Source organism: Ruegeria sp. H9 (assembly GCF_056532915.1).
In genome coordinates, this window is record NZ_JBQFNX010000007.1 from 35,020 (window position 1) to 46,623 (window position 11,604).

At 55.1% G+C, this 11,604-nt stretch carries 15 protein-coding genes and 1 tRNA gene; 9 read left to right on the plus strand and 7 right to left on the minus strand.

Annotated features, from left to right (window positions below):
• Positions 1 to 43: 43 nt before the first annotated feature.
• Positions 44 to 451, plus strand: a complete 408-nt coding sequence (locus tag ACR0CZ_RS19650) for a universal stress protein (RefSeq protein ID WP_170395959.1) — start codon at positions 44 to 46, stop codon at positions 449 to 451.
• A 36-nt stretch (positions 452 to 487) separates the two neighbouring features.
• Positions 488 to 967: an excalibur calcium-binding domain-containing protein gene (locus ACR0CZ_RS19655; protein WP_480537247.1), complete on the plus strand. Its 480-nt coding sequence runs from the start codon at positions 488 to 490 to the stop codon at positions 965 to 967.
• Between the two features lie 66 nt (positions 968 to 1,033).
• Here the strand turns inward: ACR0CZ_RS19655 and ACR0CZ_RS19660 are convergent, their stop codons facing one another.
• Positions 1,034 to 1,264 carry an aspartate aminotransferase gene (locus tag ACR0CZ_RS19660; RefSeq protein ID WP_170396104.1) on the minus strand — a complete coding sequence of 77 codons (231 nt, stop codon included), beginning with the start codon at positions 1,262 to 1,264 and terminating at the stop codon, positions 1,034 to 1,036.
• Positions 1,265 to 1,364: 100 nt separating this feature from the next.
• Between ACR0CZ_RS19660 and ACR0CZ_RS19665 the strand changes: the two genes are divergently transcribed.
• Positions 1,365 to 1,718 (plus strand): MmcQ/YjbR family DNA-binding protein, encoded by a 354-nt coding sequence (locus ACR0CZ_RS19665; RefSeq protein ID WP_170395961.1) that lies wholly within the window; start codon positions 1,365 to 1,367, stop codon positions 1,716 to 1,718.
• 5 nt (positions 1,719 to 1,723) lie between these two features.
• Here ACR0CZ_RS19665 and ACR0CZ_RS19670 read toward each other — a convergent pair whose 3' ends face one another.
• Positions 1,724 to 2,434, minus strand: coding sequence for an ORF6N domain-containing protein (locus tag ACR0CZ_RS19670; RefSeq protein ID WP_480503970.1), 711 nt, complete (start codon positions 2,432 to 2,434; stop codon positions 1,724 to 1,726).
• Positions 2,435 to 2,645: 211 nt separating this feature from the next.
• Between ACR0CZ_RS19670 and ACR0CZ_RS19675 the strand changes: the two genes are divergently transcribed.
• Positions 2,646 to 2,723 (plus strand) — tRNA-Arg (locus ACR0CZ_RS19675).
• 102 nt (positions 2,724 to 2,825) lie between these two features.
• On the opposite strand, the gene ACR0CZ_RS19680 is transcribed toward ACR0CZ_RS19675, so the two are convergent.
• Positions 2,826 to 3,308, minus strand: coding sequence for a GNAT family N-acetyltransferase (locus tag ACR0CZ_RS19680; protein WP_170395963.1), 483 nt, complete (start codon positions 3,306 to 3,308; stop codon positions 2,826 to 2,828).
• Between the two features lie 13 nt (positions 3,309 to 3,321).
• Positions 3,322 to 3,633, minus strand: coding sequence for an ETC complex I subunit (locus ACR0CZ_RS19685; protein WP_170395965.1), 312 nt, complete (start codon positions 3,631 to 3,633; stop codon positions 3,322 to 3,324).
• A gap of 154 nt (positions 3,634 to 3,787) precedes the next feature.
• On the opposite strand from ACR0CZ_RS19685, the gene ACR0CZ_RS19690 reads away from it, so the two are divergent.
• From ACR0CZ_RS19690 to ACR0CZ_RS19700, 3 genes are all read left to right on the plus strand, one after another.
• Complete coding sequence (locus ACR0CZ_RS19690) at positions 3,788 to 4,258, plus strand: SRPBCC family protein (protein WP_170395967.1); 471 nt, start codon at positions 3,788 to 3,790, stop codon at positions 4,256 to 4,258.
• A 77-nt stretch (positions 4,259 to 4,335) separates the two neighbouring features.
• Positions 4,336 to 6,522 (plus strand): excinuclease ABC subunit UvrB, encoded by a 2,187-nt coding sequence (uvrB, locus tag ACR0CZ_RS19695; protein ID WP_170395969.1) that lies wholly within the window; start codon positions 4,336 to 4,338, stop codon positions 6,520 to 6,522.
• A 246-nt stretch (positions 6,523 to 6,768) separates the two neighbouring features.
• Entirely contained in the window at positions 6,769 to 7,482 is a 714-nt protein-coding gene (locus ACR0CZ_RS19700) for a hypothetical protein (protein ID WP_170395971.1), read from the plus strand.
• 137 nt (positions 7,483 to 7,619) lie between these two features.
• Here the strand turns inward: ACR0CZ_RS19700 and ACR0CZ_RS19705 are convergent, their stop codons facing one another.
• Both ACR0CZ_RS19705 and ACR0CZ_RS19710 read right to left on the minus strand, forming a co-directional pair.
• On the minus strand, positions 7,620 to 7,871 hold the full coding sequence (locus ACR0CZ_RS19705) for a hypothetical protein (protein ID WP_480503975.1): 252 nt from the start codon (positions 7,869 to 7,871) through the stop codon (positions 7,620 to 7,622).
• A gap of 61 nt (positions 7,872 to 7,932) precedes the next feature.
• Complete coding sequence (locus ACR0CZ_RS19710; protein ID WP_170395975.1) at positions 7,933 to 8,175, minus strand: zf-TFIIB domain-containing protein; 243 nt, start codon at positions 8,173 to 8,175, stop codon at positions 7,933 to 7,935.
• A gap of 440 nt (positions 8,176 to 8,615) precedes the next feature.
• Between ACR0CZ_RS19710 and ACR0CZ_RS19715 the strand changes: the two genes are divergently transcribed.
• On the plus strand, positions 8,616 to 8,951 hold the full coding sequence (locus tag ACR0CZ_RS19715; protein WP_170395976.1) for a hypothetical protein: 336 nt from the start codon (positions 8,616 to 8,618) through the stop codon (positions 8,949 to 8,951).
• Positions 8,952 to 9,062: 111 nt separating this feature from the next.
• Here the strand turns inward: ACR0CZ_RS19715 and ACR0CZ_RS19720 are convergent, their stop codons facing one another.
• Positions 9,063 to 10,067, minus strand: a complete 1,005-nt coding sequence (locus tag ACR0CZ_RS19720) for an AraC family transcriptional regulator (protein WP_170395978.1) — start codon at positions 10,065 to 10,067, stop codon at positions 9,063 to 9,065.
• A gap of 139 nt (positions 10,068 to 10,206) precedes the next feature.
• Here ACR0CZ_RS19720 and ACR0CZ_RS19725 point away from each other — a divergent pair, with 139 nt between their 5' ends.
• Positions 10,207 to 11,604 carry an amidohydrolase family protein gene (locus tag ACR0CZ_RS19725; RefSeq protein WP_170395980.1) on the plus strand — a complete coding sequence of 466 codons (1,398 nt, stop codon included), beginning with the start codon at positions 10,207 to 10,209 and terminating at the stop codon, positions 11,602 to 11,604.

Consider the following 11,604-nt stretch of genomic DNA (forward strand, 5'->3'; position numbering starts at 1 on the left):
ACCGGTCGCGCAGTATAGCGGCACAACTACGGAGGCGCGAGCCATGTATCATAACATTCTTGTTCCCATTTCCTTTGATGCTGAACGGGACAGCTCGGCAGCGTTGAAGCTGGCAGAACTACTGTCGACGCCCGAGGCTGCGGTTACGCTGCTGCATGTGGTAGAGCACATTCCGGATTATGCGATCTCGTACATGCCTGCCGAGTATCTGTCCGAAGCCCGCAAGGCCATTCAGACCGAGCTTGATGCTCTGGCGGCGCGCGTCCCGAATGCGAAGGGGCTGGTGGTTGAAGGCCATTCCGGGCGAACGATTCTGGACTGGGCCGAAGTTAATAAGCCTGACCTGATCATCCTGGCTTCGCACCGCCCGGGGATGCAGGACCTGTTGTTGGGTTCAACAGCGACCCATGTGGTGCGCCACGCCAAATGTGCCGTGCATGTGGTGCGATAAGGTCGAGCTTTTTCCAAGCCGACCCCGATTGCGGCCATGGCTTTGCCACATACCGCGTGTAAGACCTATGGCATGACAACCGGGAAACAAACGAAAGACACCGATCCGAACCCTCGTCTTACACGGCGGCAACGGCGGGCAGACGCGTTGCGCAGGCAGGCTCTGTCTCCGGTGCGTATTCTACTGATGGTGCTGGCCTTGCCCTTAACCACAGGAATGATCGCAATCGGTGTCTACCTGCGCGTTTCAGACTACGAACGTCATGAAGCGGTGATCCATCTGGTGGCGCTGGCTGGGTGTGATGCGGTGGAGATGCTGGGTTTCGGGCCTTTTCGCGAAGGGAGGCCCGGATATCATAAGCGCAATGATCCCGATGGCGATGGTGTCGCCTGTGGCTCGTTTGCCTTGCAGAAACCACGCAATGTCGCGATGCCGGGAGATATCCAAGCCAATCCCCGGAATCTTCAGACCCCGAAACAGCGCACTGTCGGAACGGCAAAGTTTTTGAAGCCTTGAATCGGTGGGGGGCGAAATCTTGAAAAGATTTCGGGGCGCTTTCTTTTCAAGAAAGCGTTGCGTGGCTCAGGTGAGCCAACGCACGGGTGCGCGGTTGCAGAAGATTACGATCTGGCCCGAGTTTTCCGCCACTTGATAACCGCGACGATTGATTTCGGCCATAAAACGCTCCATCCCGGCAAATCGCTCTATATCGCGCGCCTTGCGACGGATTACGCCACCTTGCTGCACCGCCTTGGAGGCGAATAGATCACTGAGCCAAACCTCAGGCGAGAGGGGAGAATTACAGTTATACATCACCTATGATTTGGCGCAGCTAGGTTAATGCTGGGTAAAGAAAGTTGCGCCCGCAAAGCGGGTCTTGCCTTGTCCTGACCAGAGCGCCACAGTCGCCGCGATGACTCGTGATGAATTCAATGCCTTTTGCTCGGACCTCAAAGCCACCAGCCATGTCGTGCAGTGGGGCAACGCAGATGTCTGGAAAGTAGGCGGCAAAGTCTTTGCCATCTGTGGTTGGAACGACGGAAAGGATGCGTTTACCTTCAAGGCCACCGATCTTGCCCTTGAGGTCCTCGGAGATGAGCCAGGTATCCGCCCAGCGCCCTATCTGGCATCGCGAGGTATGAAATGGCTGCAGGTTTACGATGAACGTGGCATGAGCGACGCGTCGCTGCGAGATCATATTGTAATCTCATACGATCTGGTCGTAGCTAAGCTGACCAGAAAGGCGCGGGCAGAGCTGGGCCTTTAAGGCGGTCAGTCTTTCATGGCGTGCAGCAGCTCAAGCAGTTTTTTCCGGTCATCATCGTCGGCATAGTCTCCGCTGGCCAGCCGTTCGGCGATGCTCAGGCGCAGACGGTCATGTTGTGTGCGAACCTCTTCGCCCGCCGTTTCCGCGAGGGTCTTCATGATCACTGCCACCGCCTGCTGCCGTTTGGTGGTGGGATTGGCGATGTAGTCCACAAGGCTTTGCTGTCCGGAATCAAGGATGTTTTCGGCCAGATCACGCAGTTGATCCCCATTTGGAAGCAACTGCGTAGGGGCATTTTGCGGTGGCAGAATCTCAGGCGGGTTGCGCGGGGTTTCCGCTAGCGCATTGGTGCCGTCAACAAAGGCTTCGGTGATCATCCGCGTGATCCTGATCGCGCGCGGATCTTTAAACAAAGTCGAGGCAATAGCTACGCCGTAGTCGGTATAGACCCACGGATTGACCCGTCGGCCACCGCGGCCTTCGGGTTTTGAGATCACATTCTGTGATTGCAAATCCGCGACCTCTGCGTCGGAAAGCTGAAAGCGGTAGCCTTCGAACAGATCCTTATTGCGCGAGACGGCCTGATTGAAGGCGCTGACGGATTTCCCGTAAAACTGCGCCAGATCTTCTGCCAGAACCACGCGTACACCGCGCACCCGATGAATGGCGTTTTGGACCTCTTGAGGGCTGGGCAGGTTTTCCGGGTTCGTCATCATATCCGTTTGGAATCACAATTTGTGATTTCAAACGTGACGCAGGGCGCGCTGGGCTGCAAGTTTGAACTGCAGGTAGGTTCGATGTCTCTTGCCGAGAGGTCTGTCAGATTCGGCCAATACCCTGATGGAAATAACCTTTTTGAAAGAACAAGCTTGCCCTCTATCAAGTTGACAATCCTAATGGATTGACTGATACAAACGGAACAAGACCGGGCCGTTAGCTCAGCTGGATTAGAGCAGGGAACTTCTAATTCTCAGGTCGGGGGTTCGAGTCCTCCACGGCTCGCCATTTTTTCAGATGTTTTTCGAAACGGGGCAAGGGTACGGCCCTTATATCTGAATTCAAAGCGGTCGGTCAGACTGCACCAAGCGGGTGCATTCAGCTTTTCCCTCAGCGTTTTGGGCTGAACGTAAGGTCCAACCGCATAAACGCGCTGTTTGGATCGGCGTCATAGCCGTAGATCGGACCGCAATAGGAATATCCCAATGTTTCATATAGCTTGCGTGCTGCGTCATATTCCGAGAGATGATTTGCGCCAGTTTCCAGGACAAGTGCGGAAACGCCCTCGGCTCGGGCCAGATCGGCAAGATGGTTCATGATCACACGCGCCAATCCTCGGCCGCGCGCAGCAGTAACCACGTGCACCGATTTAACTTCGGCAGTGCCATCCGGCAGCGCCTTAAGCGCACCACAACCCAAGGGCTTACCCGCCTCATAAATAGCCCAAAAGCGAATGCCCGGCTCGCGCAGGGCATCAATGTCCAGCGTATGATTTGAGGTTTGCGGTGTCGCGTCCCAGCTATGGGCGAGATGCGCTTGAATGATCGGGCGCAGATCCTTGGCGCCGGGGTCTGCTTGGCGGATGTCGATCATTCACTGGGCCTTGTCAGTGGGTCCAGGGAGCGCGCCGGTCAGTGGCGAAATTCTCACCATAGCCGCGCGCCCGCAGGTTCGGCTTGCGCTTGTGCGGCTCGCATACCTGCGCGTCGATACCATTGTCTTTGGCATAGTCCAGCGCCTCTTCCTTGGTATCGAACTTCAGACGCACCTGCGTTTGGGTGTCATTGGACGAGGTCCAGCCCATCAGCGGATCGACCTCACGCGCAGAAGCCGGGGCGTATTCCAGAACCCATTTGCGGGTTTTGGCCATCCCCGAGGTCATCGCGTTTCGCGAAGGCTGGTAAATCCGTGCGCGCATGTCGCCTCTCCGTACTCACTTGGCTGAAGCCGTTTATGCGTCAGAGCGCGCGCCGGGACAAGATGACAATTGTCGCGGGTCGCATGGACTGCCTAATGACAGGTATTGTCATTAGTTCGGGGTAGAAAGCGCGCAGACATAAAAGGACAGCAGGATGCTTCACCAAGAACGCCACCTCGACATCAACGCCCGACCCAATGAGATTTGGGCCATCCTCCGCCGCTTTATGCATATCGATGAGTTTGCCCCGCAGGTGATATCGGTTGATGCTTTGACTGCCGGATCGGATGGTGTTGGGTCACAGCGCCGGTGTCACTTCGCGAACGGCACATCATTGGTCGAAGAGGTGATGGATTGGCAGGTTGACCGCGGCTACGCCGTGCGGTTGTCGCAGATGGCGATGCCTCTGCGCGAAGCACAGGCGGCGATTGCCATCACACCGCTGTCCGACACGCGCAGCCGTGTTATCTGGAGTATGGATTTTCGTATGAAATATGGACCGTTGGGCTGGCTAATGGGACAAACCCTGTTGAAGATGATGATGGGTCGCGTACTGGCCGAGAACCTGTCGGCCTTGGCGGCGAAGGTTCAAACGCACCCCGACGCCCAACCCCGGACCGCTTAGCTGAAAATGAATCCAGATCAGCCCTTGCAGATGGACAAAATAAGAACAAATGTAGGGGCCTGACCCGGAGCCCGCCCATGCCTTATGCCCATTCCGACAAGACTCAACTGACCGCAGACGACGTGCGCGCGCGTCTGAAACTGGAGGGCGGCAAGGAGTTCGTCATGCACACCGAGTTCGCACCGGCTGGCGACCAGCCGACGGCGATCAAAGAGCTGGCAGGCGGTGTGAATGATGGTGAGCGAGATCAGGTCCTGCTGGGTGCGACCGGGACGGGCAAGACCTTCACCATGGCCAAGGTGATTGAAGAAACGCAGCGGCCTGCGATCATCCTGGCGCCAAATAAGACGCTGGCAGCGCAGCTGTACGGGGAATTCAAGGGCTTCTTCCCAGAGAACTCGGTCGAGTATTTCGTTTCCTATTACGACTATTACCAGCCAGAAGCCTATGTGCCGCGGTCGGACACGTACATCGAGAAAGAATCGCAGATCAACGAACAGATCGACCGGATGCGCCACTCGGCCACGCGGGCGCTGCTGGAACGCGATGACGTGATCATCGTCGCCTCGGTCTCGTGCATCTACGGTATCGGTTCGGTCGAGACCTATGGAGCGATGACACAGGATCTGAAGGTGGGTCATGAGTATGACCAGAGGCAGGTGATGGCTGATCTGGTTGCCCAACAGTACCGCCGCAACGATCAGGCTTTCCAGCGCGGGTCCTTCCGGGTGCGTGGCGATTCCCTGGAAATCTGGCCGGCCCACCTTGAGGACCGTGCTTGGAAATTCTCGTTCTTCGGCGAGGAACTGGAAACCATCACCGAGTTCGACCCGCTGACCGGCGAACGCGCGGCAACGATGGAGCAGGTGCGGGTCTATGCGAATTCGCACTACGTCACGCCGAAGCCAACGATGAATCAAGCGATCATTGGGATCAAAAAGGAACTCCGCATCCGGTTGGATCAGCTGGTCGGCGAGGGCAAGCTGCTGGAAGCTCAAAGGCTGGAACAGCGTACGAACTTCGATCTGGAAATGCTCGAGGCCACCGGCGTTTGTAACGGGATCGAGAACTACTCACGCTACCTCACGGGCCGTGCGCCGGGCGAACCGCCGCCAACCCTGTTCGAATTCATTCCGGACAACGCGATTGTCTTCGCCGACGAGTCCCATGTCAGCGTCCCGCAGATCGGCGGCATGTACCGTGGCGACTATCGGCGCAAGTTCACGCTGGCGGAACACGGGTTCCGCCTGCCATCCTGCATGGACAATCGCCCGCTGAAGTTCGAGGAATGGGACGCCATGCGCCCGCAATCCGTCTTTGTCTCGGCCACCCCGGCGAAGTGGGAGATCGAACAGACCGGCGGTGTCTTCACCGAACAAGTGATCCGCCCCACGGGTCTACTGGACCCAGAGGTTGAAATCCGCCCGGTGTCGATGCAGGTGGACGACCTGCTGGACGAGGTGCGCAAGGTGGCCGCCAACGGATTCCGCACGCTGGTGACAACGCTGACCAAACGCATGGCCGAGGACCTGACCGAATACCTGCACGAACAGGGCATCAAAGTGCGCTACATGCACTCGGACATCGACACGCTGGAACGCATCGAAATCCTGCGCGACTTGCGGCTGGGGGCATTCGACGTGCTGGTCGGGATCAATCTGCTGCGCGAAGGGCTCGACATCCCAGAATGCGGGCTGGTCGCCATTCTGGACGCGGATAAAGAGGGTTTCCTGCGCTCGGAAACCTCACTGATCCAGACCATCGGCCGCGCCGCGCGCAACGCCGATGGGCGGGTGATCATGTATGCCGACAAGATCACCGGTTCGATGGAACGCGCCCTGGGCGAAACCAACCGCCGCCGCGCCAAACAGCTTGCCTATAACGAGGAACACGGCATCACACCTGAGACAGTTAAGAAAAACGTCGAGGACGTTCTGGCCGGTCTCTACGAAGGCGACGTCGACATGAACCGAGTCACCGCCACCATCGACAAACCGATGCACGGCGCCAACCTAGAGGCCCATCTGGACGGCCTGCGCGAGCAGATGCGCAAAGCCGCCGAGAACCTGGAATTCGAAGAGGCCGCCAACATCCGGGATGAGATCAAACGACTGGAGGCGGTCGATCTGGCCGTCGCCGACGATCCCATGGCCCGCCAATGGGCAGTCGAGAAAGCCTCGGAAGACGCCGTGAAATCGCGCGGGAGGTCAACGGCTGGCAGGCCGGGGCAAAGGGGCGGAAATGTGAAGCGGCGGAAGAGGTAAAGTCTGATGCCGATTTTTTGGGGATTGAGCGAGCATGGGGTTCGGTGTGGATTCGAGGATGGCCCTCATGGTTTGATAGAGGTCTACTCGAGATCTCAGGCTACTTGGAACACTGGTATATACTGCGACGAATTTGATAGGCGAAGCTTGAATACTACTGATCCGGCTCTGATACTGAAAAACTGGAATGAGGTGATCTGCAAAAACGGAGTTACAGACATTGGCCACAGGGTGACCTCAGTCGTTATGGCAAACTTGGGTCTGAACTGCGCGTTTCCCTATATCGCACGACCTCTTCTTCAGCTTTCGATGGCGAATGCTCCAATGTACAAGTTCCCGAGTTTGCAGTCCGATGAAATAGAGAGAAAGTTAGTGGTATTTCTGGAAATGCAACTTTCCGATATTTTGGAAATTTGCCAAACGGTTTCTCCAGAAAAGGCCAATATGAAAACTACAGGCGCTCGTATCTCACGAAGCGTTATAGGTTCATGCATTCAGTTAGAAAATCTCTTGGCAACGGCTCTGAAAGCCAACTGGGAAAACTCGCCCAGAAAACTAAATACAACGCATTTGGTCAAACTAAAGCAACCGATGCGTCTCGCAGACCATTCTGTGAGCTTTACCAGGTTTGGCATCGTTTTGAGTCCATTTAAGGATTGGGATGATAGTTCGCCGTCGGCAAGCCTACCTTGGTTCAACCGTTACAACAAAGCCAAACACAGTGCTTATAACCTTACTTGCCAGCCAACTTTAGAGGACGCTTTCTCGGCGTTTTCAGCCGTATTCATAGCCTGCAGCAGTGCCTTCGGCTGGGTCAGAAGTCTAATGTCTGGTTCGACAATGCTCGGAGAGAACATTGAACTAGAGGAGAGACCAAATTGGGAGCCACTAGATTGTGTATTGACCACGACAAATGCCGTTGGTCGAACGTTTTTTTGCGAACAGAAGTACTTTAGTTGAAATCTACTCCAATTGCTCCTCGATCAAAAACGAGGCTAGGATGGCTGCTTGAACCCATTGTTTTTGTCACCATCCATGGGTGAAACGCCATCCTACACCCTGCATAAAAGAAAGGGCGGGAAAACCCGCCCCACATTTCACTCCTTATCCCAAACGGCAACCACATCATACCCAACCGGTGTTGGCGGGCCTTCCAGATATTCCGCAAACTGACCCCAGATTTCGGCCACTTTGGGCGCATTCGCGTTCGAGGTCTCCTCGCTTTCCACAACCGAGATCACAAAGCCTGTGCCATCCTCGTTCATCGCATTGGTGAAACTGTGCATGCCTGGCATGCCCATGATTTCGGATTTCAAAGTGTTCAGAAAGCGTAGGATGGGTGCTCGCACCCATCTCACCCGTGACTATACAACAACCGATAAAACCCTCTCAGATCACGGTGCCAACGTCTTAGAAGTCAAACAGCTCATCCAGAAAGCCGCCGCGTTTCTTCTTTTTACGGTATCCGTGATCAGATCGGTCATCAAAACCCCGCTGCGGCGGTGGCGGCGGCGTATGGTCGGCAGAGCGATCGATGATTTTGTCCAGTTCTCCACGGTCCAGCCACACGCCACGACATTGCGGACAATAATCAATCTCGACCCCGCTCCGCTCGGTGATTACCAGCTGAGTTCCATCAATCGGACATTGCATCAGACGCTCTCCTTTTTCTGTCCTGAACAGATGGGAGCGCGCGCAGGGATTTTCACCCCACTGCGACCGCACGTCCCGCTATGGGCAAAGCTATAGGGCAGAGTTGGCCCGGTCCCGCGCTGCCCCCTTCAGCATTGGAATTCACAAATTGAGGTTCCAAATGGCTGCCATGATGAACCCTAAGAAATTTCTCAGCAGCTGATGGGCGCATAGACCCATTGTCTCTGTCTTCGAGCCCTCAATGCTGGGTTGGATACTCCCCAAAACGCGATGGAAATGTGCTTAGGGCTCACCTCAAAACGCAGGCGAAACCCAAACGTGAATTGGTCTAACGAGATGCGTGCAACGAGACCGCAGAACGACCCGAGTTTGGACAAAATTCCGCCCAAAATCGTCAATAGCCGCCGCAGTGCAACAGATCGAATACAGATTGGAAATCAATGAAAAAGGCAGCTCTGCTTCTTACCCTATTGCCTGCAGCCGCATTCGCCGAGGAACGGGTGTTTGAATGTGAGGCACCGGATGCGGAACACCCGGAAATGGCCGCTCGGCTTGTGAAGTATGATGGCCAGCAGAAGGGCCACATCACGATCGGGGATATCGACAAGGATGTGGATGTGTTTCCCGGTCTCGACACCCTGACCTATCTGTATGTCGGTGAGGATTACACGCTGAATTATAACGTTCACCCTGAGAAGGGCACGTTTGATTACTCTGCCTCTGGCAGCAAGTCAGGATGGGGCAAGGGAACGTGCGTAGAGACCACGGGCCAATAATGGCGTTCGAATAGAATGATTTAAGGCGCGGTCGGGACGGCAGTCTGGTCGCGCCTTTGCTTTTGTTGCGAGGTCGAGTTCGCCCTGTCGATCCGCGCATTTGCAACGTAATTACGAACCCAGACGGAACTTTGTCGGTGTCATTCCGGTCTGGCCCCTGAAAAAGCGTGTGAAATGGGATTTGTCGGAGTAGCCGAGCATCAGACCGATCTCAGCTATTGTCATTTTGTCTTCTCCGAGGTGTTCCTTGGCGACATCGACACGCAGCCGTTTGATTTCGCGGGGCAGCGTTGTGCCTTGCTGCTGAAGCGCCTTAAGAAACCGTTCCGGCTGTATTCCCAACAATCCAGCCACCACCTCTGGTCCCAAATCGGTTTCATCCAGCTTATCGCGCAAAACAGATCGCAAAGCAGCTACTACGGTTACTTCTTCATCTTGTCGCGGTGAGGCGATGGGCTTGGCAGAGCCCTCAGAGACATGGTGCAAAAACAACCATTCTACAGGGAAACTAATCTGCATTCCGGGATCGGTCCCAAGGCCGACCTCGATCCCCTTGTAGTCGATAGGCAGACCGTTGATGTATCTGCTTTCCCATCGCACACGCGAAGAATCCCAGGCATCCCCGACGACGGTCTGCAATAGGCGTACATAGATTGCGGCACCAAAACCGGTCACCTGAATCGGCGGCACAGTAGGCTCTTGTTGCCTTTCGATTCGATAAGTCGCTTTGTCTGCTTCAACGACAAGGCTATGTCGCACAGAATTGGATTCCTGCGGTACAAGGCCGACGAAACGGGTAAAGAACTCGAACAGCGTCTTTGTCGATTGCAGGGCCTGAGCGAACGGAGGCCACTCTTGCAGGTCAAACGTCTCCCCTACTTTCAGTCCAAGGTATCGATCTCCTGACACTTCTGAGAAGGCATTTACCAAACCGTAGACCAACTCTGAGTGCACGAACACGGCTGGGTCAGACAAAAGTTCAGCTTTCAGGCCGACCTGATCCAATGCTGGTTGCGGATTGATCTTACGTTCGGTGAGATATTGCAGGAACGGAGCAGCTAAGGAGAGGCGAATAAAGCCCTCGCTATGCTCTTGAGAGGTGGAGTTGAAAGGCAAGCTCGTCACCCTTGTCTGGATTAGTTTTAAGAAGTGGCCATTTTTTCAATCACTTTCGAACATCCTAATTCGAAAGTGGCAACCGAGCCAAGATTTTCCGGACTACAGTTTGCAAAACACGAATATGAAGGGAGTGCTTATGTCCGGTCTACGAATGTCCCTTTGCTCGACGGTAATTGTCGCTGCAGGTCTATCTTTTTCAACGTCCGCGCAGGCTCAGGATCAAGAAGAACCTCAAACGCTGTTTACCAATGTGCATGTCTTCGATGGCGTGAATGAACAGCGTATCGAGAATGCCAGCGTATTGGTCGAGGGTAATCTGATTAAGGCCGTATCAACCGATGCGATCGATGCCCCCAATGCTACGGTCATTGACGGAGAGGGACGGACACTGACCCCCGGGTTTATTGAACTGCACGCGCACCTCATGCTGATGGGGCCTACGTTACCTGCGATGGAGGCCAACACAACGTGGGAGGACTTTGCCATACACGGTGCACGGATGGCCGAGATGTATTTGATGCAGGGCTTCACCACAGTCAGGGATGCGGGTGGCGCCAATGGCGGGTTACGTCGCGCAATTGACGCAGGCCAAATTGACGGCCCGCGTTACTTTCCATCTGGTGCATTTATCGGAACGCGAGGTGGTCACGCTGACTTCGCGAATTTCACCGCACCGCCCGGGTCTGAAACAAACATGAGCAGGCTGAACTTGGCGCAGGAAATTAGCGGTGTTGATGACGTTTACAAGTTCGCACGCAACAATTTCCGCATGGGCGCGACGCAGTTGAAGTTCATGCAATCTGGTGGCGTCGTATCGGCCTTCGATCCGTGGCAGTTGCTGGCTGGATCGCCTGAGGAAATCAAAGCTGCGGTACAGGTGGCAAACGAGTATGGCAGCTATGTCATGGCGCATTCCTATCGGAAGGAAGCAATCCTGAGCGCGCTAGATGCGGGTGTGATGTCGATCGAACATGGCTTCTCGTTTGACTGTGAAATTGCCCAAGTCATGAACGAAAAAGGGGCATACATTACCACCAACCTGACGGCCTTCGATCCCGGATTGCTCGATATCCCGGCAGTGGCAAACGTCCCGTCGAGCCTTGCTAAGGCAAAGTCCGCCTCGGCTACATTTGCAGGCTACATCGACAATATGAAGGAATGCCCGGTGAAGCGAGGGTTCCAGACCGACTGTGTTGGTTCGGTCGAGGCATGCAATATCCAGATTGCCTACGAGAAGCACCTGAACAATGAGTTTTTTGGACCCTACACGTCGATGGTGACGCTGACATCGACGGGTGGTGAGGTGGTCGCTTTGTCAGGTGACTTTATGAACCCGTATACCGCCGGAAAACTGGGCGTTATCGAGGAAGGAGCTTATGCGGATATCCTGCTCATCGATGGTAACCCACTTGAAGACTTCACGGTTGTTGGCACGGGTGATCAATGGTTCGGTGCCGACCCGAGGCCTGAAAGCCCAGATACGATCCGCCTGATCATGAAGGACGGCGTCATCTACAAAAACACGCTGGATTGA

What these genes read in the sequence shown, in the direction of transcription:
- uvrB (WP_170395969.1), top strand. Translation starts at nt 4,336, where the DNA reads ATGCCTTATGCCCATTCCGACAAGACTCAACTGACCGCAGACGACGTG.
- ACR0CZ_RS19725 (WP_170395980.1), top strand. Translation starts at nt 10,207, where the DNA reads ATGTCCGGTCTACGAATGTCCCTTTGCTCGACGGTAATTGTCGCTGCA.
- ACR0CZ_RS19650 (WP_170395959.1), top strand. Translation starts at nt 44, where the DNA reads ATGTATCATAACATTCTTGTTCCCATTTCCTTTGATGCTGAACGGGAC.
- ACR0CZ_RS19685 (WP_170395965.1), bottom strand. Translation starts at nt 3,633, where the DNA reads ATGCGCGCACGGATTTACCAGCCTTCGCGAAACGCGATGACCTCGGGG.
- ACR0CZ_RS19710 (WP_170395975.1), bottom strand. Translation starts at nt 8,175, where the DNA reads ATGCAATGTCCGATTGATGGAACTCAGCTGGTAATCACCGAGCGGAGC.
- ACR0CZ_RS19680 (WP_170395963.1), bottom strand. Translation starts at nt 3,308, where the DNA reads ATGATCGACATCCGCCAAGCAGACCCCGGCGCCAAGGATCTGCGCCCG.
- ACR0CZ_RS19700 (WP_170395971.1), top strand. Translation starts at nt 6,769, where the DNA reads ATGGCAAACTTGGGTCTGAACTGCGCGTTTCCCTATATCGCACGACCT.
- ACR0CZ_RS19665 (WP_170395961.1), top strand. Translation starts at nt 1,365, where the DNA reads ATGACTCGTGATGAATTCAATGCCTTTTGCTCGGACCTCAAAGCCACC.
- ACR0CZ_RS19715 (WP_170395976.1), top strand. Translation starts at nt 8,616, where the DNA reads ATGAAAAAGGCAGCTCTGCTTCTTACCCTATTGCCTGCAGCCGCATTC.
- ACR0CZ_RS19660 (WP_170396104.1), bottom strand. Translation starts at nt 1,264, where the DNA reads ATGTATAACTGTAATTCTCCCCTCTCGCCTGAGGTTTGGCTCAGTGAT.
- ACR0CZ_RS19690 (WP_170395967.1), top strand. Translation starts at nt 3,788, where the DNA reads ATGCTTCACCAAGAACGCCACCTCGACATCAACGCCCGACCCAATGAG.
- ACR0CZ_RS19670 (WP_480503970.1), bottom strand. Translation starts at nt 2,434, where the DNA reads ATGATGACGAACCCGGAAAACCTGCCCAGCCCTCAAGAGGTCCAAAAC.
- ACR0CZ_RS19655 (WP_480537247.1), top strand. Translation starts at nt 488, where the DNA reads ATGGCTTTGCCACATACCGCGTGTAAGACCTATGGCATGACAACCGGG.